Origin of the sequence: Streptomyces sp. NBC_00996 (genome assembly GCF_045162675.1) — a bacterium.
GTDB lineage: Bacteria > Actinomycetota > Actinomycetes > Streptomycetales > Streptomycetaceae > Streptomyces.
Window position 1 is genome coordinate 7,105,780 of the sequence record NZ_CP108723.1, and the last position, 22,281, is coordinate 7,128,060.

Consider the following 22,281-nt stretch of genomic DNA (forward strand, 5'->3'; position numbering starts at 1 on the left):
GATCACAGGCTGTGATCCAGTCAGCACGGAGCTTTTCCGGCATAGTTCTCAAAGATGCTGTCCCACTCGTTCCTGGGACGAAGTGGGACAGCGTCCAGGCGGAGTGTCGACGCTGTGGTGTCCCGGGACGTTACGCCGGCCCGGGACCCCGTACCGGAATGTGGGTGAACGTCGGCTCCGGGGCGGGGTTCTGGAAGAAGTCGTTGCCCTTGTCGTCGACCACGATGAACGCCGGGAAGTCCTCGACCTCGATCTTCCAGACGGCCTCCATGCCGAGTTCCTCGTACTCGACGACCTCGACCTTCTTGATGCAGTCCTGGGCGAGCCGGGCGGCGGGCCCGCCGATCGAGCCGAGGTAGAAGCCGCCGTGCGCGTCGCAGGCGTCCGTGACCTGCTTGCTGCGGTTGCCCTTGGCGAGCATCACCTTGGAGCCGCCCGCGGCCTGGAACTGCTCGACGTAGGAGTCCATACGGCCGGCGGTCGTCGGGCCGAAGGATCCAGACGCGTACCCCTCGGGCGTCTTGGCCGGGCCCGCGTAGTACACGGGGTGGTCCTTCAGGTACTGCGGCATCTCCTCGCCCGCGTCGAGCCGCTCCTTGATCTTGGCGTGCGCGATGTCGCGGGCCACGACGAGGGGGCCGGAGAGCGAGAGCCGGGTCTTGACCGGGTACTTGGTCAGCTCGGCGAGGATGTCGTCCATCGGCTGGTTCAGGTCGATCTTGACGACGTCGCTCGACTCGTCGAGGCCCGCGGCGGAGCCGCTGTTGAGCTCAGCGTCCGTCGTCTCCGGAAGGAAGCGCGCCGGGTCGGTCTCCAGCTGCTCCAGGAAGACGCCCTCGGCCGTGATCTTCGCGACGGCCTGGCGGTCGGCGGAGCAGGACACGGCGATGGCGACCGGGCAGGACGCGCCGTGCCGCGGCAGCCGCACCACGCGCACGTCGTGGCAGAAGTACTTGCCGCCGAACTGCGCGCCGATCCCGATTTTCTGCGTGAGCTCGAAGACCTTCTCCTCCAATTCCTTGTCCCGGAAGCCGTGCCCGAGCTCGGAGCCCTCGGCCGGAATCTCGTCCAGGTAGTGCGCGGAGGCGTACTTCGCGGTCTTCAGGGCGTACTCGGCGCTCGTGCCGCCGACGACGATCGCCAGGTGGTACGGCGGGCAGGCGGCCGTACCGAGTGAACGGATCTTCTCCTCCAGGAACTTCATCATGGAGGCCTCGTTCAGAACGGCCTTCGTCTCCTGGTACAGGAAGCTCTTGTTCGCGGACCCGCCGCCCTTGGCCATGAAGAGGAACTTGTAGGCGCCGCCGTCGGTCGCGTACAGCTCGATCTGCGCCGGCAGGTTCGAGCCCGTGTTCTTCTCCTCCCACATGGTGAGCGGAGCCATCTGCGAGTAGCGCAGGTTCAGGTTCTTGTACGCGTCGTAGATGCCGCGCGAGAGGGCCGCCTCGTCGCCGCCCTGCGTGAGCACGTTCTGGCCGCGCTTGCCCATGACGATGGCCGTGCCGGTGTCCTGGCACATGGGCAGGACGCCCGCGGCGGCGATGTTCGCGTTCTTCAGGAGGTCGAGGGCGACGAACTTGTCGTTGCCGGACGCCTCCGGGTCGTCGATGATCCGCCGCAGCTGGGCCAGGTGGGCGGGCCGCAGATAGTGCTGGATGTCGTGGATGGCCTCCTCGGCGAGCTTGCGCAGCGCCTCCGGCTCGACCTTGAGGAACGTGCGCCCGTCGGCCTCGAAGGTGGAGACACCCTCGGAGGTCACCAGCCGGTAGGGGGTGGTGTCCTCTCCCTGGGGGAGCAGATCGGTGTACGCGAACTCAGGCATCTCGCCCATTCCTCACTCGACAGACAGCGGCTGGCCTCCATTGGCAGCGTCCACCAGCGTAGAACCTGGCACGGACACGGAGTCTGTGAGGTAAGGCTCAGTTGCTCGTCCGATAGTCGTCCACACCCCTAGTCGCGATCTATCGCGTTTGGGTACGCTGCTGCCGTGGACCTTCAGAAGAGCCCCGCCCCGACCGCGCCCATGTCGGCGAAGCCGACCGCATCCATGGCGGCGGAGCCGGCCGAGCTCCGTGCCTCCGACGCCGACCGTGACCGGATCGCCGACATCCTGCGCGAGGCCCTCGCCGAGGGGCGCCTGACCCCGGAGGAGCACGCCGAGCGGGTGGAGGGGGTGCTGGCCACGAAGACGGTGGGCGAGCTCGACCACTTCGTACGAGACCTGCCCGCCGCCCACACGGGCCGCGCGACTCCCGCGTACACCTCCGCGCCCAACCGCCCCACCGCCGACGCGATGCCGGTGGAGGCCGACGAGAACGTGGTGGCGGTCTTCAGCGCCGCCGTCCGCAAGGGCCGTTGGCGCGCCGGGCGCCGTATCCACGCGTACTCGGTCTTCGGCAGTGTCGAGATAGACCTGAGCGAGGCGATCTTCGAGTACCAGCAGGTCGTGATCAAGGCGATCTCGGTCTTCGGCAACGTGGAGATCCGCGTCCCGGAGAACGTCTCACTGCGGGGCAACGGCGGCGGGGTACTGGGCAACTTCGAAGTGGACACGCTGGATTCGGGCGACCCCCACGCACCGGTCGTCTATGTCGACGGTCTGGCCGTGCTGGGCAATGTCGAGGCACGGCCCAAGCGGGGCAAGCTGGTCGCCGACATCCTCGACCGGGTGACGGGCCGCGTGACCGAACGGGTGGCCGACCGGGTGGACAGGAGTTTGCGCAAGCACCTGGACCGTTGACGCTTGTGAATCCGGCGGCTCCGACAGCGGATTGGTCCAGTGGTAGGGGCCGTGGCGCGTACGAGAAATCCTGGGCTTCGGAACTCAGTGCATAGGCGCGCGCACAGCGGGTAGGCCTTGCTGCATCGTCTCTTGGAGGGCGCTGTGGACCTTTCCGCGGTGCCCGGCACGCTCGCGAAGCCGTCGTCAGGAGTAGACCGTGCTGCAACCGCCGCATCAGTCTCTGCAGGTAGCTGCCGTTCCGGCCCAGCGGGCGCCAGTGCGGGACAGGGATCAGGAGGCCCCATGGCACACGGAAGCCGTGTGCCGACGAGACGAAGCCGGCCTGTTCTTCGCCCCCTCCAAGGAGCCCACTGCCGCCCGACTGTCCCGTGAGGAGGCGGCGAAACGCGTCTGTGCCCGCTGCCCGGTGATGGTCGAGTGCCGCGAACACGCGCTGCTGCAGCCCGAGCCGTACGGAGTCTGGGGCGGCCTCACCGCCGCCGAGCGCCGCGTGGTGCTCGCCCGACGCCGCCGGCGCGAACTGGAACTCAAGAAGGCCGCGCGGGGGACGATAGCGGCGGCCGGCTGACCGGTATGTACGGGAATGGGGCGCCCCTCCGCACAGGGGGCGCCCCTTTCCCGTTGCCCGGCGAACCCGGCCGGAGCTACTTCGCCCGGTCGAAGTCGATCGCGCTGTAGGCCCGCAGCTTGCTGAGCCGATGCTCCGAGGTGATCTGCCGGACCGTGCCCGACTTGGACCGCATGACGATCGACTCGGTCGTCGCGGTCTCGGCGCGGTACCGCACCCCGCGCAGCAGCTCGCCGTCGGTGATGCCGGTGGCGACGAAGAAGACGTTCTCGCCGGAGACCAGATCGCTCGTGGTCAGCACGCGGTCCAGGTCGTGACCGGCGTCGATCGCCCGCTGCCGCTCCTCGTCGTCCTTGGGCCACAGCTTGCCCTGGATGGTGCCGCCGAGGCACTTGACCGCGCAGGCCGAGATGATGCCCTCGGGGGTGCCGCCGATGCCCAGCAGCAGGTCGATGCCGGTGCCCTCGCGCAGGGCCAGGATCGAGCCGGCGACATCGCCGTCGGAGATCAGCTTGATGCGCGCGCCGGTCTCCCGGATCTCCTTGATGATCCCGTCGTGACGCGGCCGGTCGAGGATGACGACCGTGACGTCCTCGGGCGTGGAGCGCTTGGCCTTGGCCACGCGCCGGATGTTCACCGACACGGGCGCGTTGATGTCGACGAAGTCGGCGGCCTCCGGGCCGGTGACCAGCTTGTCCATGTAGAAGACCGCGGACGGGTCGAACATGGTGCCGCGGTCGGCGGCGGCCAGCACGGCGATCGCGTTCGACATGCCCTTGGCGGTGAGCGTGGTGCCGTCGATCGGGTCGACGGCGATGTCGCACTCGGGACCGGTTCCGTCGCCGACGCGTTCCCCGTTGAAGAGCATCGGGGCCTCGTCCTTCTCGCCCTCACCGATGACGACGACGCCGTTCATCGAGACGGTGGAGACGAGGGTCCGCATGGCCCTGACGGCGGCGCCGTCGGCACCGTTCTTGTCGCCGCGGCCGACCCAGCGGCCCGCGGCCATGGCGGCGGCCTCGGTGACGCGGACCAGTTCCAGGGCGAGATTTCGGTCGGGGGCCTCGGAGGGGACCTCGAGTTCGGACGGCAAGTGATGCTCGGTCATCGGAGCGCACCTTTCTGATACGACGACGGCCGGATGAGGGTGTGTCCCGACTCTATCGTCAGACCGACAAAATGAGCAGGGGGCCCCACGGATGAGCAGGCCAGGGCACCTGCGACGATAGGTACGTGGCAGGTACGAAAGGCAAGCAGTCGGTCCGGGACATGATTCTCTCCCTGGGCCTCATCGGGCTCATGGCGGGCGTCATCTACATCTTCATCCCGCACGACGACTCCGAGCCTCCCCTCAAGCGTGTCGACTACCGTGTCGAGCTCCTCACGGCGCGCCGCGCGGCGAGCTATCCCGTCGCGGCACCCGAAGGTCTGCCCGGGACGTGGAAGGCGACGTCCGTACGGTACGACGGCTCTCAGTTCGACACCTGGCACCTGGGTTTCCGTGACCCCGACGGCCAGTACGTGGCGATCGAGCAGTCCACTCAGAAGCCGGCCGTCTTCATCGACACGGCCAGCCAGGGCGCCGAGGAAACGAAGACCACCCAGCGGATCGGCGACCAGACGTGGCAGCGGTACACGGGGGGTCGCTACGACGCCCTGGTGCTCAAGGGCAAGGGCTCCACGACGGTGGTGACCGGCACCGCGTCGTTCGCCCAACTGACGAAGCTGGCGCAGGCGCTGAAGACGTCCTGAACCGTGAACCGTACGGAAACGCGATGAGGGCCCCCGGCGCCATTGCCGGGGGCCCTCATCGTACCTGCGGAAAGGATCAGACCGTCGTGACGACCTGGTCGAACTCCAGACGCGGGGAGCGCGGGAACCAGGCGTCCTCGCCCGGCTTGCCGATGTTGACGACCATCAGCGGGGTGTGGTCGTCGTCCAGGAACTCCTTCTGGACGCCGGCGAAGTCGAGACCGGTCATCGGGCCGGCGGCGAGGCCGGCGGCGCGGACGCCGATGATGAAGTACGCGGCCTGCAGGGCGGCGTTCAGGGCGGCGCTGCCCTCACGCACCGAGCGCTCGCCGAAGAAAAGGTCCTTGGCCTGCGGGAAGTGCGGGAAGAGCTCCGGCAGTTCCTCGTGGAACTCGTTGTCCGCGGAGAGGATCGCGACCAGCGGGGCGGCGGCGGTCTTCTGCTGGTTGCCCTCGGCCAGGTGCTGCACGAGACGCTCGCGGGCCTCGGGGGAGCGGACCAGGGTCACGCGCAGCGGCGACTGGTTCATGGAGGTCGGGCCGTACTTGACCAGGTCGTAGATCGCCTGCACCTGCTCGTCGGTCACCGGCTCGTCGGTGAACGTGTTCGCGGTGCGGGCCTCGCGGAACAGCAGGTCCTGGGCGGTGGGGTCAAGAACGAGAGACATGGTGAAACCTTCTCGGGACGAGCGGGGATCCGGGGGGATCGGATTGCGCTCCCGAAGGTATGACATGAAGGTTTAAGCTTCAACCAAAACTCGCCCGAAGTGATCCACTTCACACGTGCTTCAACTTTCAAGAACTGCCGCTACTCGGAGTCGGCCGAGCCGCCCGCGCCCTCTTGCTCCTCCTCGGCCAGCGCTGCGTCCAGCCGCGCCCGTGCGCCCTCGAGCCACCGCCGACACACCTTCGCCAGCTCCTCGCCCCGCTCCCACAGGGCGAGGGACTCCTCCAGGGTCGTACCGCCCGCCTCCAGGCGGCGTACCACCTCGATGAGCTCGTCCCGCGCCTGCTCGTACCCGAGCGCCTCGTCCACCTTGCTGGTCATGCGCCCACCCTATGCATCGACTCGTACGGAGAATTCACCCTCGGCGACCCGCGCCCGCAGCTCTTCGCCCGCCGCCACCTCGTCCGGCCCTCGGACGACATGGCCGTCGGTCTTCTGCAGCACCGCGTACCCCCGCTGGAGGGTCGCGGCGGGGGAGAGGGCCACCACGCGCGCGTGGGTGTGTGTCAGCTCCGAGTCGGCGCGGTCGAGGAGGTGCCCGAGGGTGCGCCGGCCGCGGTCCAGCAGGGCGGCCACCTGGTCCGCCCGCTCGTCGACCATGCGGTGCGGATCCTCTATGGAGGGCCGGGCCAACGCGTGCGCGAGCCCGCGCTCCTCCCGCTCGATGAAGGACTGGACGCTGCGCCGCGCCCGGTCCCGCAGGAACCGCACCCGCTCGTACTCCTCGCCGACGTCCGGCACGACCTTCTTGGCGGCGTCGGTCGGCGTGGACGCGCGCAGGTCGGCCACGTGGTCGAGCAGCGGGTTGTCGGGTTCGTGCCCGATGGCCGACACGACCGGCGTACGACAGGCGGCGACCGCCCGCACGAGCTGCTCGTCCGAGAACGGCAGCAGGTCCTCCACGCTGCCGCCGCCCCGCGCCACGATGATCACGTCGACGTCGTCCAGCGCGTCCAGGTCCTTCACGGCCTGCACGACCTGGGGCACCGCGTGCACGCCCTGCACGGCGACGTTGCGGACCTCGAAGCGAACGGCCGGCCAGCGGTGCCGCGCGTTCTCCAGCACATCGCGCTCCGCCGCCGAGGCCCGCCCGCACACCAGCCCGACGAGCTGCGGCAGGAAGGGCAGCGGCTTCTTGCGCTCGGCCGCGAACAGTCCCTCACCGGCCAGAGACTTCTTCAACTGCTCGAGCCGGGCGAGCAGTTCACCGACACCCACGGGCTTTATCTCGGCGGCCCGCAGCGACAACTGTCCCCGAGGCGCGTACCACTCGGGCTTCGCGTGGACGACGACACGGGCGCCCTCGCTCACCACGTCGGCGACGGCGTCGAACACCTGCCGGTAGCAGGTCACGCTCACCGAGATGTCGTACGACGGATCGCGCAGCGTCAGAAAGACGACACCCGCGCCCGGGCGCCGCGACAACTGGGTGATCTGCCCCTCGACCCACACCGCGCCGAGCCGGTCGATCCACCCCCCGATGAGCCGCGACACCTCACCGACGGGCAGCGGAGCGTCCGCGGACGTGTTGAGAGCCATGCGCCCGAGCGTAACGGCCACCACCGACAGTGCCCGCACTCCTGAGGCACGGTTTACGGGAGCCCGGCCCCGCGCGCCAGTACGCCCATCGCGCGGGCCAGCGCGTCTCGTTCCGTCGTGTTCAGTCCTGCCGTGAGCTCCTCGTCGAGGGCGCGCGCGCGTGCCGTGCATTCCGCGAGCAGGGCGCGCCCCTCTTGTGTCAGCCCGAGCCGGTGGCGGCGCCGGTCGTCCGGGTCGCGTACTCGGTCGATGGCGCCCAGCTCTTCGAGCTGGTCGGCGAGCGTCACCACCAGGCTCGGCACGACGCCCATCGTCCGGGCGACGTCCTGCTGCGACGCGGGCGCGCCGGAGCCGATGACGGAGAGCAGCCCCACGTGCTTGGGCTTCACGCCGAGGTCCTCGACGGCGGCGGCGAAGCGCGCGGTGACCAGCGTGCCCACGGTGCCGAGCCGGAAGGCGAGTGTGCCGGTCAGTCCGTCGGGTTCCTGAGAAGCCTTGACATCGTTCACGACTCCAATGCTAACTTCAATGAATCGTTCTCAGCTCGAATGATTCGGGGAGTGAGTGAATATGGGCGAGGGCATGACTGTTTTCCAGGCGGCTTCGAAGACGGCTCCCAGGGCGGAGAAGTGGGTCGTGATCGCCAACGCCATCGCCGCGACCGTCTCCGCGGCCTCCTGCGTCGTGGCGCTGGCCGACCCCGGCGTACTTCTCCAGGGAGGTACGCCGGGCGGCGGCATCGATCTCTACGTTCAGGCCTATGCCGTACGGCAGCTCCCGCTCACCGCGGCCGTCCTGGCCTGCCTGACCGGCAGGTACCGCCGGCACCTGGTGCCCGTACTCCTGGTCAGCGGGATCGTGCAGGCCGGCGACGCGCTCATCGGGGCGACGTCGGGAATCCCCGGGATGGCCGTCGGGGGAACGGTGGCCGCGGCGCTGCACCTCGCGTCCGCGGCCCGGTGGGGGAAGCGGCGCACTCCGCCAGCGGTGTCGGCCTGATCGCACCCGGCGGCAGCGGTACCGGCCTGGATCGCACCCGGCGGAGCGGGCCTGGTCCCCAGGACTGGCGGACATCGTGTCTCCCGAGGGTCGCGCAGGGCCCCACCCCTCCCGGCTCCCCATCAGTCTCCCCAAGGAGGCGATCTTTGACCTGCCGAGCGCGGCCTTACGATGGGACGCATGACTGCTTCGCCTGGCCGCCGTGTCCTGCTCGCCGCTCCCCGGGGCTACTGCGCGGGCGTGGACCGCGCCGTGATCGCCGTCGAGAAGGCCCTCGAGCAGTACGGGGCCCCGATCTACGTCCGCCACGAAATCGTCCACAACAAGTACGTCGTGCAGACCCTGGAAAAGAAGGGCGCGATCTTCGTCGAGCAGACGGCGGAGGTCCCCGAGGGGTCCATCGTCATGTTCTCCGCGCACGGCGTCGCCCCGGTCGTCCATGACGAGGCCGCGGTCGGCAAGCTCGCCACCATCGACGCGACCTGCCCACTGGTCACCAAGGTCCACAAGGAAGCCGTCCGTTTCGCCGGCGAGGATTTCGACATCCTCCTCATCGGGCACGAGGGCCACGAAGAGGTCATCGGCACCTCCGGTGAGGCGCCGGAGCACATCACTCTGGTCGACGGTCCAGAGGACGTCGCCAAGGTCGAGGTCCGCGACCCCTCCAAGGTGGTCTGGCTCTCCCAGACCACGCTGTCGGTCGACGAGACCATGGAGACGGTCGACGCGCTGAAGGAGAAGTTCCCGCAGCTCATCTCCCCGCCCAGCGACGACATCTGCTACGCGACGCAGAACCGACAGCTGGCCGTGAAGCAGATGGGCGCGGAGGCGGACCTGGTGATCGTGGTCGGCTCGCGGAACTCCTCCAACTCCAAGCGGCTCGTCGAGGTCGCCAAGCTCGCGGGCGCGCGCGACGCGTTCCTCGTGGACTTCGCCGACGAGATCGAGGAGGCGTGGCTGGAGGGTGTGACGACGGTCGGCGTCACCTCGGGCGCCTCGGTCCCGGAGGTCCTGGTCGAGCAGGTCCTGGAATGGCTGTCGCAGCGCGGCTTCGAGGACGTGGAGATCGTCAAGGCGGCCGAGGAGTCCATCACCTTCTCGCTGCCGAAGGAGCTGCGCCGCGATCTGCGCGCGGAGGCGGCAGCGCTGGTGGAGCAGCGCACGGGCACGGCGCTCTCCGAGGCATCCTCCGAGAAGTGACTGTCAGTCGTACGACGTAACGTAGGGCCATGCAGATCTTCGGTGTGGACATCGGCGGTTCCGGGATCAAGGGCGCTCCTGTGGACCTGGACCGCGGCGACTTGGCGGAGGAGCGCTACAAAGTGCTCACTCCGCATCCGGCGACGCCCGACGCGGTGGCCGACGGTGTGAAGGAGGTCGTCGGCCACTTCGGCTGGACGGGTCCGGTCGGCATCACGTTCCCCGGGGTGGTCACCGGCGGTGCCACCATCCGTACGGCGGCCAATGTCGACAAGAACTGGATCGACACCGATGCGCGGGCCCTGCTGAGCGAGCGGCTGGGCGGCCTTCCGGTGACCGTGTTGAACGACGCGGACGCGGCGGGCGTCGCCGAGATGCAGTTCGGCGCCGGGCACGACCGCCGGGGCACGGTCATCCTGCTCACCTTCGGCACGGGCATCGGCAGCGCGCTCTTCATCGACGGCGAGCTGGTCCCGAACACGGAGCTGGGCCACCTGGAGCTGAACGGCCACGACGCGGAGAAGCGCGCCTCCACCAAGGCCAAGGACGACGGGGAGCTCACGTGGGAGCACTGGACCCGCCGCGTCACGAAGTACCTCACCCATGTGGAGATGCTCTTCTCGCCCGAGCTCTTCATCATCGGCGGCGGCGTCAGCCGTAAGGCCGACAGGTTCCTGCCCCTCATCGAGGGCATCAAGGCGGAGATCGTCCCGGCCCAGCTGCGGAACAACGCGGGGATCGTGGGAGCGGCGATGAGAGCCGCGAAGACGGCGCAGTAGCCGCGGCTCCGAGGACCGAGGGCCAGGCCTCCCGGACCTGATGGGGCCCAGGCCTCCCCGGTGTCGTCTCGAGCCCGGCTACCCGGTCGGCCGAGACGGTCGGGAAGGAGGGAAGGCTCGGCGTGAAGCGGCGGCCTGGGCCCTGCGCTGAGCGGCCCGGCGGCTCATGAGCGCGATCTTGCGGACGGTCACGATCAGCCCCGCGATCAGCGTCCCCCCGTACAGCCACCCCGCCTGGGTGGCGAGCGCGGTGAACAGCCCCATGACACGGCCCGCGATCCCCCCGCTGTGGTCGGCGACCGCCAGCAGCCCGAAGGTGAACGCGATCGGTACGACGACGGGCGCGGTCACGAGGTCCCCCCGCCGCACCCACACCGCGGTCAGCACACACACGGGCAGGAACAGCATCCCGTACACCATCAGCGATGCCCCGAACAGCAACTGGTCGAGGCAGCCGAGCGCGAACATCGACGCACCGCAGAACAGCCCGCTGCCCAGCCCGGTGAGCCGGGGGTTCGGCACCCTGCGCGCCGCATGGACCAGCGGCGGCGCGGGCCGCCGTGGCACCGGGGCGCCCCGCCGGACGTCGACGTGCCCGCCGCGCCCGCCCTGTGCGGGAACGGGCATGCCACGTCGCGATCTCGGCCGAGGGGGACGCGTCCTGTGTTGCTCCACTGGACCAACTTAGGTCGTTTTATGTGTGGAATAGCCCCTCAGACACGCCGATGAGCAGACCTTGGCCATGCGTTCGATGCGTCGCCGTTGCGGGCCCGGTCACGCCGTAGACTGGTGGATCGGCCCGCGCTCTCCGAGGGCCTTTCGCCCATCCTCACGTACGGGAAGTCGCAACGTGTCGCTCACGATCGGAATCGTCGGTCTGCCGAATGTCGGCAAGTCGACCCTGTTCAACGCCCTGACCAAGAACGACGTGCTCGCGGCCAACTACCCGTTCGCCACGATCGAGCCGAACGTGGGCGTGGTCGGCGTCCCGGACGCGCGTCTCACCCAGCTCGCCGCGATCTTCGGTTCGCAGCGCATTCTCCCGGCGACCGTCGACTTCGTCGACATCGCGGGCATCGTGCGCGGCGCGAGCGAGGGCGAGGGCCTGGGCAACAAGTTCCTCGCGCACATCCGCGAGTCCGACGCGATCTGCCAGGTCATCCGTTCCTTCAAGGACGAGAACGTCGTACACGTCGAGGGCAAGGTCTCGCCCAAGGACGACATCGAGACGATCAACACCGAGCTGATTCTCGCCGACCTCCAGACGATCGAGAAGGTCCTGCCGCGCCTCCAGAAGGAGTCGCGCATCAAGAAGGACGTCGCTCCCAAGGTCGTGGCGGTCGAGGCGGCGAAGGAGATCCTGGAGAAGGGCGACACCCTCTTCTCGCAGGGCATCGTCCAGGGCTCCGGCAACGAGGAGCTGCTGCACGACCTGCACCTGCTGACCACCAAGCCGTTCCTCTACGTCTTCAACGTGGACGAGGACGAGCTGGTCGACGACGACTTCAAGGCCGAGCAGCGCGCCCTGGTCGCCCCCGCCGAGGCGATCTTCCTCAACGCCAAGCTGGAGGCGGACCTCGCCGAGCTCGACGAGGAGGACGCGATGGAGCTCCTGGAGTCGGTGGGCGCCGAGGAGCCCGGCCTCGCGACCCTGGCCCGCGTCGGCTTCAACACCCTCGGCCTGCAGACCTACCTGACGGCCGGCCCCAAGGAATCCCGCGCCTGGACCATCAAGAAGGGCGCCACCGCCCCCGAGGCCGCCGGTGTCATCCACACCGACTTCCAGAAGGGCTTCATCAAGGCCGAGGTCATCTCCTTCCACGACCTCGTCGAGACGGGCTCGGTCGCCGAGGCCCGCGCCAAGGGCAAGGCCCGTATGGAGGGCAAGGACTACGTCATGCAGGACGGCGACGTGGTCGAGTTCCGCTTCAACGTGTAGCGGGTAATTCCTTGATCGGCTGAACCGCTGGTCAGAGCATGAAACCCCAGGTCAGGGGCCAGATCTCACGGTCTGGCCCCTTCTTGTTTTCTCAGGCTGTTTCAGGCTGTTTCCGGGGCCTGTGCTGACTTGGTGCTGACTCGCTGACGGTGCCCGTACCGGTCCTGACCTGGGGCTACAGCCGGGCCGTGAGAGCAGCGCAGAGACCTGCGAACGCCTTCGGTCGGGGCTGCTCCCGGGTGCCGGATCTCTGACGACCGTGCCTGCCGGGTTTCCTGTTCTGGAAAGCCGGGGAGCTTGACCCGAGAGTTGGCAGGTCGGGAGCATCGCCCTGACCAAGCCTGTCGACAGGAGGGGGAAAGCCGTGGGTGCACCGCTGCGGAAGCTCTCGGGAGACCCGGACTGCAAGAACGGCACTTGCCCCACCCTGTGGGGCACGGCCGACGGCAAGGAGTACGTCGTACAGGGTTACGTGATCAACGACCCTGAGCGGCTGGCGCAGCTCGACCTGCCCGAGGGTGAGACGGCGGTCATGGTCCCCGTGGCCGTTCTGGAGGAGTACTTCCGTGCTCACCGGTGAGGAGTTCGGGCGCCTCTTCGAAACGTTCGAGCGGACCGCGTTCCGGCTGGAGACGCTGGCCGAGTACGACGTGGAGGAGGAGCGCGAGGAGATCGCGCGCTTCCTGGCCGGCGAGGACATGGGGCCGGAGTGGGACGACAACCCATGGGTGCGGTCCATGACCGACAAGGGCAAGCAGGTGTCCCGCGTCCACGTCCTGCGCTCCCCGCTGACCGACTACCTGCGCTACGAGCTGGCGGCCTACCCCGGCAACATCAAGGCCGGTGAGTCGATCGGCATCATCGACCTGGCCGAACAGGACGTGGACGGTCTGCCCGACCATGACTTCTGGCTCTTCGACGACCGCGACGTGTACCGGATGCACTACACACCCGAGGGCCGGTTCCTCGGCGGCGAACGCCTGCCCGCCGACCGCCTCCCGGAGTACCGGGGACACCGGGACCTGGCGCTCTCCCGAGCCGTGCCGTTCGCGACCTACCGAGAGCGGCACCACTGACCACGGAATCCCTCGGCAAAGCACTGCGGACACTGCGCGAGGCATCGGGGCTGACCGGCAGCGCAGTGGCCCGTAGGGCTTCCATGTCCGCAGCCAAGCTCTCGAAGATCGAGAACGGCCGGACCATGCCCACGGTGCAGGACGTCGACCTCGTCCTGTCCGCCCTCGGGGTGTCCGAGGAGGCCAAGGAACAGTTCCTCGCGGCGGCCCGAGTCGAGGCCACGGAAGCCACAGCGTGGCGCCTGCTGCGCCGTATGGGGGCGTGGAAGCACCAGAACACGATCAAGGGCATCGAGGCCAACACGAAGGCGCTCAGGCTGTTCCAGGGGCAGCTCATCCCTGGCCTTCTCCAGACCCCTGAGTACGCCACGGCGGTTTTCTCACTGCCGCCGGCCCTGCCGGACGAGACCAAGGCACGGACGGTGGCGGCCCGCCTGGAGCGGCAGGCCGCGTTGTACGAGGACGGGCGGTCGTTCCACTTCGTCATCTGCGAGCACGTACTGCGGTGGCTGATCTGCGAGCCCACTGTCATGGCCGTACAGCTCGACCGGCTCGCGTCCCTGTCTAGGCTCCCCGCCGTGTCCGTCGGCGTCGTCCCTCAAGCGGGCCGGAAGCCGGACTTCCCCATGACCTGTTTCAGCATCCACGACGACAGCCTCGTCATCGTCGAGACCTTCCACTCGGAGGTGACGACACGGGACCCGCGGGACGTCCAGACGTACGTCGACACGTTCGACAGGTTCGCCGCGGTGGCGCTCTACGGCGACGACATGCGCAGCCTCGTCGAGGGCATCAGGGACGAGTTCTTGCGGCAACAGGAAAGACGGTAGGGATGCTCGGCCAGAGCCCCAAGGATGGATTGGCAGCGAGATCCAAGCCGGGGAGTAGCCATGCCAACGACCGTGACCACGCAGTCAGGACCCGTGAACCTGCCACTTCCACCGACGCCTCCGGAACCGGTACGGGGGTGCGATGTATGCGCCGCACTCGTAGGACAACGGCAGGAGGCGCGAGACAGGGGAGACCTGTCCGCGGCCACGGACGCCGACGTCGAGATCCGAAGCCACCCGCACAAGACGCGAGGGCGCCGGTGATGGACATGCAGACGTGGCGGGACAGCCGAGCAAGGGCCACTGTGGCAACCGAGGCACTGCGGGCGGCTCTTGCCGCCCTCGGCGCCCCTGAGAGCGTGTGGGGCAGCGTCCGCCCGATGGTCACCCACAAGGGCGCGGCGTACGTGCACATCGGCATGGTGCGAGCGGACGTGGCGGAACAGATGGCAAAGGCCTTGAGGGCACCGGAGAACGCTTCGTGCCCCGCTCCGTCCTGCGATTCGTGAAGCACCGGATCACACAGCAGCCAGGCACTGACGTCACCTTCGCGGCCGAGTGCATGGCGTGCGAGTGGAAGGTGACGCCGTCGGCCGATGGCGCAGCGGTGGACATCGAGTGCATGAGCCATACCGGCCGGACAGGACACCCGGAGTTTCGGCGCACCTGTACCTCCTTCGCCACGGTGACCAGGGTCGGTACGGAAGCCGCCTCGGCTCGTTGAACACCGGTGTGGTGCGTGCTGGACGAAGCCCCGCACGTAGCGATGGACGAACGGAAAGGCGGGAGGCCAACTCATGGTGCAGATGCCGGTACCGGAGCATGATGAACCCGAAGGAGAGTCGCTGGCCGAGCGGCCTGGGGTCATCAGCTACCGGTCGACGACCAACCCCCAGATAACGGTGGAGTGGCGCAGGGTCAAGTGGTCGGAGGAGGAGCGGCTCCGTCTTGCTCGCATTCTCTTCAAGGGCCTGCCGGGCTTCGAGGACCCACCCGTTCGCTGACGCCGCGCGACGTCAGGCAGGAGTCGGCCGCGCCAGTGCCCTGGAAGCCGAGATCGGCGAAGGGGTGGGGGTATGCCCCCTTGGGCGGCCGGCGCGCACCGCCGGGTCTTAGCGGCCAAGATTGCGCCACGGTTTCAGGGGCGATCTGAGGGGAGTGATCCCCAGCGTGCCGTCGAGGGCCTGGCGGACGTGGCCGGCAGTCAGGCCAGGCGCGGCCCGCGCTCCTCGGCCCGCGCCAGGGGGCACCACAGGTCCAGCTAGTGACGCTCGCGCAGGACTGCGCCGAGCGCCTGGACACGTTCCTTGCCGGGCCGCAGCGCACCGAGGGCGACTGGTCGATCACCTGGGCCGGCTGCGGGAGGGGCCATGGGCTCGGGGCCGGGAGTGGGCGGGCGGGTGCGGGCACGTGCGGGTGCGATCTGTGCGCCCCGCTGGCGGCGTTCCTTGCCTCCGTCACCGAGCGGGTCGTGGAGTGGCCGCTGGCCAAGGACGGACGGCGGCACGTGCACAGCGCCATCGACCTGGCGGGCCTCCCTGTGAGTCATGTGACCCGGCGCCAGGGCCGCCCGTACACGCTCGTCCTGACCAAGACCGATGAGCTGTTCACGCGCGAGCGGCGGGCACGGCGCACTGCGGAAACCGACCTGAAGTGGCTGAAGGCGACCTGGAAGTAGGCCGCAAGTCAGAGGCGGGGAGGGGGCGGACACTTCGGCGTTCGACGGCCGAGCCGCGATGAGTGCCGATGCCCGTATCCGAGGTTGTCAGCGGTACAGGTCGGCGGCCTCGATGAGTACGAGCTCCGGGTCCGCCTCCGCTCGCTCGCACAGTTCGTCGGTGAAGCCGGCGGCGCTGTAGCAGGCCAGGCGGGCTTCGGCGGCGCCGAGGCGGCCCTGGGTGGTGAGCAGGCCGCGGATGTGGGCGAGGCGTTCGATGTGGCGGATGCCCATGGTCTCGCCCCATTTGACCTCGCCGATGGCGAGGACGGGGGAGCTTCCGTTGTCGTCCAGGCCGAAGGCGACGACGTCGAGTTCGTGGCTGGTGCGGGCCGCCGGGTCGTTGACGGTGGCGGAGGCGACTCGGTTCGGGTAGTCGTCGAAGAGGTCGTCGGGTGCCAGGTGGCGGGTCCAGTGGCGGCACAGGTGCTCGAAGTGGGGGCCGAGGATGTTGCCGGTGAAACGGCGCTCGGCGCGTTGCCACAGGCGCCGGGCATCGCGGGTGTGCTCCAGGTCGGACCAGATGGGGCGCATGATCGCGTGGTAGAAGGCGACCAGCGGTTCGTTGATGCGGAAGCGGGTGCGGTTGCCCTTGAAGGCGTCCGGCTCGCGGGTGATCAGGCCGCAGTCCTCCAGGACGGTGAGGGGGTGAGCGAGGTCGCCGGATTTGCGGCCCAGGTACGAGGCGATGCCTCCTCGGTTGGTGTTGCCGGCCGCGATGGCGGCGAGCACCGAGTGGTAGAGGGCGGTGTCGTGGAGTTCGGGCTCGTCGGCGAGGAGGTAGCGGGCTTCGCGGAACAGCGGGCTGGTGGGGGAGAGGACCGTGCGCAATACCCACGGGTCGAAGTCCTCGGGGTCGGCCGGGGCGTCGTCGCGGGCGAACTCGCGACGGTAGGCGGGGGTGCCGCCGACGATCGCGTTGACCCGCAGAGCGGTGACCGGATCATCGATCCCCCAGAATTCGGCGGCCAGTTGGTGATCGAGGGTGGGCACGACGAGTTCGAGGCCGGCTCGCCCGCGCAAGGGCGCGTTGCCTGACAGGAGCCGCCCCATGAAGGACATGGCCGAACCGCAGAGGAACAGCCGCGTGCGGCTCTCGTCGCGCTCGGTCCGTAGCGGGGCCAGCGCACTTTGGATGATCGAGGGCAGGCGCGGATTGGCGCGGGCCAGATACGGGAACTCGTCGATGACCACCGGCACCGCCTTGTCCCGGCCCAGGGCGAGCAGGGTGTCGACGACTTGATGCCAGTCGTCGAGCGCGAGCGGCGCAGGTGAGCCGAGGCGGTCGGCGATCGCGGCGCCGATCTGCCGCAGCGATTCTCCGTCGGTGGCTTCCTCTGCCGCGTAGTAGAAACCCCCGGTGGCCTGGCACAGGGCGCGCAGGAGGAAGGTCTTGCCTTGGCGGCGGCGCCCGGAGACGACACCGAGGGTGGCGCCTGCGGCCGGATCGGTGGCGAAGTGGGACAGTGCCGCCCACTCGCGGCTGCGGTCGAACATCTCGGGCGGACGGGGAAGGGCGCGCATACCGGATCTCCTTGTGAAGCCGATCCTGACAGCAGCTTGCATAGGTGAAGTTATGGTAACTCCACTTACGTCAACGTGTGCGCGATGCCGCTAACTGGATGTGCGCGGGCGGGGCCGGTGCTGAGGTGCGGAGTTGGCGATGCGGTGGGGCTCGCGCACGCGGCGCCTTGCCCGTCTCGGCGTCGTGGGTGAGGTCGAGTTCGCCGGACTCGGCAGCGTCGGCCGGGTGTGCAGCGGTGGCTGGATCCGTCGCCCGGGATCTGCGTTTCCGCAGGCCGGGGCGGTGCGATCGATGTTCCGGTGCAATGTGTAGCGGGTGACCTACCACCACGTCTCTGATCTGGCAAACATGCAGGTCAGAAGGGGTCCGGCCTTTCGGGGTCGGGCCCCTTGTTGTTTCCCGTGCTGGGATGGTGCTGGGATCGCTGACCCGTCGTCACCTGTCATCATCCCTGGTCATCCCTGGTCATCCCTACCGTGCTGGGATTGTGCTGGGATGACATGAAGCGCCCGTGCTGGGTCGTGGATCGTGAGGTGCTTGGCGAGAGGGAGTGGCTGGGACGAGCGCCCCGTCTTCACGCCCGCCCGGCGTTGTCGATGTCTTGGCCGAGGAGGGGCAGGTCTTGGGCCTGAACCTGTTCCGCACGGCGAAAGGCGGCACGACTGAGGTCACGCCGTGTCTAGCTGAGACCGAGGCTGATGTGCAGGGCCTCGTCGAGGCGCACACGGAAATGCTGCTGGATGATGCCGGTGGGCGAGCGCTGGGGAGGTGGCGAGACTCATCTCGTCAGCCCCCCATACGAGGCCCCGGTCGACGCGTGCCACACCGCGCCGGCGAACCACCGGGGCCGGGGCATTCCCTTGATCGCGACGGACGCCTCCAGCCCCGTCCGGACCGAGCGCTGAACGCACCGGGCCTCACCCACGCCACCGGCAGCCACGTGCCCGCCGACGCCGGAAGCCCTGCCGCCCCGTTGTGTGGGAGCAGTCAGCGCGGCTGTGATCTAGGACCATGCTGGTGCGCTTCTCCGCCTGGGCGAGGATGTCCTGGTGGTCGATCGTGGAGAGGTCATCCATGGTCGGCTTCCATTCCGCGTGTGCCGACCCGTTCCTTCAGCAGCGTGCGATAGGCGTGGGCCGTCTCGATGCTGGAGGCGGGGCGTGCGTCCTGGACGCTCGTGCTGGACGTGACCCGCGCCGCGTCGGAACTGCGGATTCGGTAATGCTCAAGGAATACGATGCCGTCGCCACGGAATCGGCGGCGTCAAAAGGCGTTCTCGTCTCCTTGTCGAGCGAGATCGTACGCTGGGATATTTGCAACATGCTTGAGCGTCTGGATCCGCCGCGCCCGGTGGAACCGCACGGAGATGTGGCGACCGCTTTAGAGGTGCTGCGCGGTGGCCGTTACGCACTGGTCATCGTCGACGCGGCGGACGGCGAGGACGTGCTGCTGCGGCTGACGGAGGAGGCCGGGAAGCTCGGCGTGAAGGTTCTCGTCCTGCTGGACCGCGCCGACGCGGCCACGGTGGAACGGATCGCGGCGCTGCCGGCCCCGCGGGGTCAGCCGCACATCGAGGCCGGCGGCGTCGGCCTCAATCTGCAGGCGGCGTCCGTCGTCGTCCTCTGCGAGCCCCAGGTCAAACCGACCCTGGAGCACCAGGCCGTGGCCCGTGCCCACCGCATGGGCCAGGTCCCGCCCGGTTCAGGTGCACCGCCTCCTCGCGACCGACAGCGTGGACGACCGCCTTCTGCACATCCTGCGGAACAAGGACCGGCTCTTCGACGCCTACGCCCGTCGCAGCGACACGGCGGAGGCGACACCGGACGCGGTCGATGTGTCGGACGCCGGGCTCGCCCGACGCATCGTCGAGGAGGAGTAGCGACGGCTGGCCGCAGAGGGCTGAGCGTGGGTCAGATCCCGTGCACCCACGCCACGGTGAACGGGGTCTCGGGCGTGCCCGGCCCCATCGGCCCGCCCTTGTCGAACTGCGAGCGGACGACGAGGGTGCGCCCGTGCCGGCGGACGAGTGTCGTCGGGATCTGGAGCGCGGTGTCGGTGACGCTCCGCTCCAGACGGGCCGCGGTTCCCTCGGCCGACAGGCGCCAGCGGGTGATCGTGTTGGTCCTGTTGAGGGCGGCCCACAGCGTGCCGCCGACGAGCTCCAGACCGTCGCCGTTCACCAGGTCGCCGCCGTACAGGGCGACTTGACGTACGTCACCGGTGGCGAGGTCGATCCGGTAGAGGTCGCCCGCGGTCATGTCGACGGTGAGCAGCAGGCCGCCCCCCGCGACGATCCCGTTCAGGGTGAAGGTGCCGGAAGGGTGCGGGGCGACGACGCCGCTGAGGTCGTAGGCGGTGGTAAGCGAGGAGCGGCCGCCGTGTGAGACCGCCCGCGCCAGGTCGGCCGGTGTCACCCGGTAGATGACCTCCCGCACGCTGTCCGTCAGATAGGCGCTGCCGTCCGCGGTGATCGCCAGATCGTTGACGAAGTGCGGCGCGTCGCCGGGTACGTCGAAGCGGGCCAGCAGGGCATGGGAGCGCAGGTCGTAGACGTCGACCCCGGACACCGAGTCGGTCACCCAGAGGCGGCCCGCCCGGTCGACCTTCAGACCGTTGGCTGTGTTCCGGCCGTCCGTGCCCGCGGGCAGGAAGACCTCGGCCGTACGCCGGCCGGGTGTCGCCCGGTAGACGGCGCCGGTGGTGTACGAGCCCACGTACAGGTCGCCCGTACGCGGGTCGGCCGCGATCCCCTCGGGGTAGGCGCGGTCGCCGGGCAGTTCGTAGGCGGTGGAGATGCGAGCTGCGGCGGTCGCGGGCGGTGTGCCCACGGCGGTCGCCGCCACTGTCAGGGCGGCGGCGGTCAGTAAGGTGCGGCGCTGGATCGAACGGGACACGACGGTGCCTCTCGGTCGGCTTCTCGAACTTCCTGAGGAAGAGCAACGAGTAGGAATCTAAGTTAGAGCTCTAATCATCGTCAATGTATTTATGTATGCGTGAGGGCTCATCCTCGTATCGCCCATACCGTGCGCCGCTACCATGCGGAGATGACGTCCATGCCCGTGTCCGAGCGCCTCGGCTCCCACCTCAAGCGGGCCGAGCAGGCTCTCAACGCGACCAAGACCGCGGTCCTCAAACCGGCGGGCGTGACCGTCGCCCAGTACTCGGCGCTGCTCCACCTCAGTACCAACCCCGGCATCTCGGCCGCCGCCCTGGCCCGCCTCTGCGTGGTCACGCCCCCGACCATGAACACGATCCTGAACAACCTCCAGGACCGCGGCCTCATCGAGCGCACCCCGCACGAGTGGCACAAGAACGTCCTGGAGACCCGGCTCACCGACGACGGCCGCACCGTCACGGACGACGCGGACGGCCGTGCGGTACGGGTCGAGCGCGCCCTGGCCGCCGAGTTCACGGACGAGGAGCGGGACGCGCTGGTCGGGCTGCTGGGCCGGTGCGTCGCGCTCCTCGAAAGGGAACGGCCGCAGGTCTGATCAGCGCCACACGTCGAGTCCGCCCCCGCCGCCCCCACCCGTCCCGCCCCTGGGGGCCGCGCCCCCTGAAAGGGGCGCGGGGAACTGCGCGATCAGCCCCCACCGGTCCGCAGCCGAAAGGCCGGTACGGGAATGGGCAGGGGCGGCGGGGGCGAAACCCTCTACCCCCGCGCCAGCCCCGTCTTCAGCCCCGCCCCGCACAACGGCACCACCGCCGTACGCTCCCCCAACGCCCCCTCCCGAACAGCTGCCCAGCAAGCCACCCCCGTCGACTCCACGTACAGCCCCCGCGAAGCCAAGTCCATCTGTGCGTGCCGGATCTGGTCCTCCGTCACCGTGAGAAACGAGCCGCCCGACTCCCGCACCGCCCGCAGGATCTGCCGTACCCGCGGCGGCCGCGGAATCGCGATGCCCTCGGCGAAGGTGGGCGCCATGGGCGTGTCGCCGACGAGGTCGTCCGCGCCCTCGGACCAGGCGTGGGCCAGCGGAGCGACCGCCGCGGACTGGACGGCGTACAGGGCGGGCCGGCGATCGATGAGGCCCGCGCCGTGCAGTTCGGCGACGGCGAGGGCGGCGCCGAGCAGCAGCGTGCCGTTGCCGACGGGCACGACGACGACATCGGGGAGCCGTCCGTCGAGGTCCTCCCAGAGCTCGTGGACGTAGGTCTTCGTACCGTGCAGGAAGTACGGGTTGAAGACGTGCGACGCGTAGAAGACGCCGTCCTCGTCCGCCGCCTCGCGCGCCGCCCGTGCCGTTGCCTCCCGGTCGCCCTCGACCACGCGTAGCCGCGCCCCGTGCGCCTCGATCTGCTCCAGCTTCTTCGGTGAGGTGCCCTCGGGGACGTACACCGTGCACGGCAGTGCGGCCCGTGCGCAGTACGCGGCGATCGCCGTCCCCGCGTTGCCGCTGCTGTCCGCGAGCACCTGCCGGGGCTTCAGCCGCAGCGCCAGCTCGGCCAGCAGCACCGCCCCGCGGTCCTTGAACGACAGGGTCGGCATGAGGAAGTCGAGCTTCGCGGAGATGCCGTCACGGAGGGGGACAAGGGGGGTGCGGCCTTCACCCAGGCTGACCGTGGGTGCGGCCAGTGGCAGGCACTCGGCGTAGCGCCACAGTGAATTCACCCGCCCGGAAAGGGACTTGAGGGGCGCGGGCGTCGGCGCGAAGTCCAGATCGAGCGGTCCGCGGCAGACCGGACAGCACCAGGTGAGGGAGCCGGCCGGGACGCGGGTGCCGTCCGTGGGGCAGAAGCAATCCGGCAGTGGTGTCATGTGCGCAGGTTATGCGCAGGTGGAGCAGGGGGTGGATGTGCCGGGTGGCGACGTTGTGTCATGACCGGTACAGAGCAGCCGCGTTGCGGCGCTGCAGGACCCTTATGCTGCGCTCGACACCTGCCCCGG

General features: G+C 69.2%; 25 protein-coding genes and 1 pseudogene. 15 read left to right on the forward strand and 11 right to left on the reverse strand.

The window, feature by feature from the left end:
- Window positions 1–130 precede the first annotated feature (130 nt).
- Window positions 131–1,822, reverse strand: coding sequence for a fumarate hydratase (locus tag OG390_RS33410; protein WP_406173082.1), 1,692 nt, complete (start codon window positions 1,820–1,822; stop codon window positions 131–133).
- Window positions 1,823–1,987: 165 nt separating this feature from the next.
- Between OG390_RS33410 and OG390_RS33415 the strand changes: the two genes are divergently transcribed.
- Complete coding sequence (locus tag OG390_RS33415; protein ID WP_406173083.1) at window positions 1,988–2,740, forward strand: DUF1707 domain-containing protein; 753 nt, start codon at window positions 1,988–1,990, stop codon at window positions 2,738–2,740.
- Between the two features lie 199 nt (window positions 2,741–2,939).
- Window positions 2,940–3,311: a WhiB family transcriptional regulator gene (locus tag OG390_RS33420; protein WP_099499641.1), complete on the forward strand. Its 372-nt coding sequence runs from the start codon at window positions 2,940–2,942 to the stop codon at window positions 3,309–3,311.
- A gap of 76 nt (window positions 3,312–3,387) precedes the next feature.
- Here OG390_RS33420 and glpX read toward each other — a convergent pair whose 3' ends face one another.
- Entirely contained in the window at window positions 3,388–4,419 is a 1,032-nt protein-coding gene (gene glpX, locus OG390_RS33425; protein WP_406173084.1) for a class II fructose-bisphosphatase, read from the reverse strand.
- A 125-nt stretch (window positions 4,420–4,544) separates the two neighbouring features.
- Here glpX and OG390_RS33430 point away from each other — a divergent pair, with 125 nt between their 5' ends.
- Window positions 4,545–5,063 carry a DUF4245 domain-containing protein gene (locus tag OG390_RS33430; protein WP_406173085.1) on the forward strand — a complete coding sequence of 173 codons (519 nt, stop codon included), beginning with the start codon at window positions 4,545–4,547 and terminating at the stop codon, window positions 5,061–5,063.
- 76 nt (window positions 5,064–5,139) lie between these two features.
- Here the strand turns inward: OG390_RS33430 and OG390_RS33435 are convergent, their stop codons facing one another.
- From OG390_RS33435 to OG390_RS33450, 4 genes are all read right to left on the reverse strand, one after another.
- On the reverse strand, window positions 5,140–5,730 hold the full coding sequence (locus tag OG390_RS33435) for a malonic semialdehyde reductase (RefSeq protein WP_399087223.1): 591 nt from the start codon (window positions 5,728–5,730) through the stop codon (window positions 5,140–5,142).
- Window positions 5,731–5,870: 140 nt separating this feature from the next.
- The gene (locus OG390_RS33440) at window positions 5,871–6,110 is read right to left on the reverse strand and encodes an exodeoxyribonuclease VII small subunit (RefSeq protein WP_406173086.1); all 240 of its coding nucleotides are present in this window, start codon (window positions 6,108–6,110) and stop codon (window positions 5,871–5,873) included.
- A gap of 9 nt (window positions 6,111–6,119) precedes the next feature.
- A complete protein-coding gene (gene xseA / locus OG390_RS33445) occupies window positions 6,120–7,328 on the reverse strand; it encodes an exodeoxyribonuclease VII large subunit (protein WP_406173087.1) in 1,209 nt (402 codons plus the stop codon).
- Between the two features lie 53 nt (window positions 7,329–7,381).
- Window positions 7,382–7,837, reverse strand: a complete 456-nt coding sequence (locus tag OG390_RS33450) for a MarR family winged helix-turn-helix transcriptional regulator (protein WP_406173088.1) — start codon at window positions 7,835–7,837, stop codon at window positions 7,382–7,384.
- A gap of 73 nt (window positions 7,838–7,910) precedes the next feature.
- On the opposite strand from OG390_RS33450, the gene OG390_RS33455 reads away from it, so the two are divergent.
- From OG390_RS33455 to ppgK, 3 genes are all read left to right on the forward strand, one after another.
- Window positions 7,911–8,327 (forward strand): hypothetical protein, encoded by a 417-nt coding sequence (locus tag OG390_RS33455; RefSeq protein WP_406173089.1) that lies wholly within the window; start codon window positions 7,911–7,913, stop codon window positions 8,325–8,327.
- Window positions 8,328–8,498: 171 nt separating this feature from the next.
- Complete coding sequence (locus OG390_RS33460) at window positions 8,499–9,527, forward strand: 4-hydroxy-3-methylbut-2-enyl diphosphate reductase (protein WP_406173090.1); 1,029 nt, start codon at window positions 8,499–8,501, stop codon at window positions 9,525–9,527.
- Window positions 9,528–9,556: 29 nt separating this feature from the next.
- Entirely contained in the window at window positions 9,557–10,306 is a 750-nt protein-coding gene (gene ppgK, locus OG390_RS33465; protein ID WP_406173091.1) for a polyphosphate--glucose phosphotransferase, read from the forward strand.
- A gap of 78 nt (window positions 10,307–10,384) precedes the next feature.
- Here the strand turns inward: ppgK and OG390_RS33470 are convergent, their stop codons facing one another.
- Window positions 10,385–10,981, reverse strand: a complete 597-nt coding sequence (locus OG390_RS33470) for a DUF6542 domain-containing protein (protein ID WP_406173092.1) — start codon at window positions 10,979–10,981, stop codon at window positions 10,385–10,387.
- A gap of 175 nt (window positions 10,982–11,156) precedes the next feature.
- On the opposite strand from OG390_RS33470, the gene ychF reads away from it, so the two are divergent.
- The 7 genes from ychF (at window position 11,157) to OG390_RS33505 (ending at window position 15,829) form a co-directional block, all read left to right on the forward strand.
- The gene (gene ychF, locus OG390_RS33475; RefSeq protein ID WP_406173093.1) at window positions 11,157–12,245 is read left to right on the forward strand and encodes a redox-regulated ATPase YchF; all 1,089 of its coding nucleotides are present in this window, start codon (window positions 11,157–11,159) and stop codon (window positions 12,243–12,245) included.
- A gap of 364 nt (window positions 12,246–12,609) precedes the next feature.
- Window positions 12,610–12,825 carry a hypothetical protein gene (locus OG390_RS33480; protein ID WP_406173094.1) on the forward strand — a complete coding sequence of 72 codons (216 nt, stop codon included), beginning with the start codon at window positions 12,610–12,612 and terminating at the stop codon, window positions 12,823–12,825.
- Window positions 12,812–13,321: a DUF6879 family protein gene (locus OG390_RS33485; protein ID WP_406173095.1), complete on the forward strand. Its 510-nt coding sequence runs from the start codon at window positions 12,812–12,814 to the stop codon at window positions 13,319–13,321. The genes OG390_RS33480 and OG390_RS33485 overlap by 14 nt, the downstream gene beginning before the upstream one ends.
- A 23-nt stretch (window positions 13,322–13,344) precedes the next feature.
- Window positions 13,345–14,151, forward strand: a complete 807-nt coding sequence (locus tag OG390_RS33490; protein ID WP_406178000.1) for a helix-turn-helix domain-containing protein — start codon at window positions 13,345–13,347, stop codon at window positions 14,149–14,151.
- Between the two features lie 263 nt (window positions 14,152–14,414).
- Entirely contained in the window at window positions 14,415–14,660 is a 246-nt protein-coding gene (locus OG390_RS33495) for a hypothetical protein (RefSeq protein WP_406173096.1), read from the forward strand.
- Window positions 14,661–14,948: 288 nt separating this feature from the next.
- On the forward strand, window positions 14,949–15,155 hold the full coding sequence (locus OG390_RS33500) for a hypothetical protein (RefSeq protein ID WP_406173097.1): 207 nt from the start codon (window positions 14,949–14,951) through the stop codon (window positions 15,153–15,155).
- A 260-nt stretch (window positions 15,156–15,415) separates the two neighbouring features.
- The gene (locus tag OG390_RS33505) at window positions 15,416–15,829 is read left to right on the forward strand and encodes a hypothetical protein (RefSeq protein ID WP_406173098.1); all 414 of its coding nucleotides are present in this window, start codon (window positions 15,416–15,418) and stop codon (window positions 15,827–15,829) included.
- A gap of 87 nt (window positions 15,830–15,916) precedes the next feature.
- Here OG390_RS33505 and OG390_RS33510 read toward each other — a convergent pair whose 3' ends face one another.
- Both OG390_RS33510 and OG390_RS33515 read right to left on the reverse strand, forming a co-directional pair.
- The gene (locus OG390_RS33510; RefSeq protein WP_406173099.1) at window positions 15,917–17,392 is read right to left on the reverse strand and encodes an ATP-binding protein; all 1,476 of its coding nucleotides are present in this window, start codon (window positions 17,390–17,392) and stop codon (window positions 15,917–15,919) included.
- Window positions 17,393–18,773: 1,381 nt separating this feature from the next.
- Complete coding sequence (locus OG390_RS33515; protein WP_406178390.1) at window positions 18,774–19,070, reverse strand: hypothetical protein; 297 nt, start codon at window positions 19,068–19,070, stop codon at window positions 18,774–18,776.
- Here OG390_RS33515 and OG390_RS33520 point away from each other — a divergent pair.
- A pseudogene (locus OG390_RS33520) lies at window positions 18,963–19,272 on the forward strand (helicase-related protein); the annotation flags it as partial. The gene OG390_RS33515 and the pseudogene OG390_RS33520 sit on opposite strands and share 108 nt — an antisense overlap.
- 31 nt (window positions 19,273–19,303) lie before the next feature.
- Here the strand turns inward: OG390_RS33520 and OG390_RS33525 are convergent.
- Window positions 19,304–20,287, reverse strand: a complete 984-nt coding sequence (locus OG390_RS33525; protein WP_406173100.1) for an SMP-30/gluconolactonase/LRE family protein — start codon at window positions 20,285–20,287, stop codon at window positions 19,304–19,306.
- Window positions 20,288–20,437: 150 nt separating this feature from the next.
- Here OG390_RS33525 and OG390_RS33530 point away from each other — a divergent pair, with 150 nt between their 5' ends.
- Window positions 20,438–20,884 (forward strand): MarR family winged helix-turn-helix transcriptional regulator, encoded by a 447-nt coding sequence (locus OG390_RS33530; RefSeq protein WP_406173101.1) that lies wholly within the window; start codon window positions 20,438–20,440, stop codon window positions 20,882–20,884.
- A gap of 161 nt (window positions 20,885–21,045) precedes the next feature.
- On the opposite strand, the gene OG390_RS33535 is transcribed toward OG390_RS33530, so the two are convergent.
- A complete protein-coding gene (locus tag OG390_RS33535) occupies window positions 21,046–22,152 on the reverse strand; it encodes a threonine synthase (protein WP_406173102.1) in 1,107 nt (368 codons plus the stop codon).
- Between the last annotated feature and the right edge of the window lie 129 nt (window positions 22,153–22,281).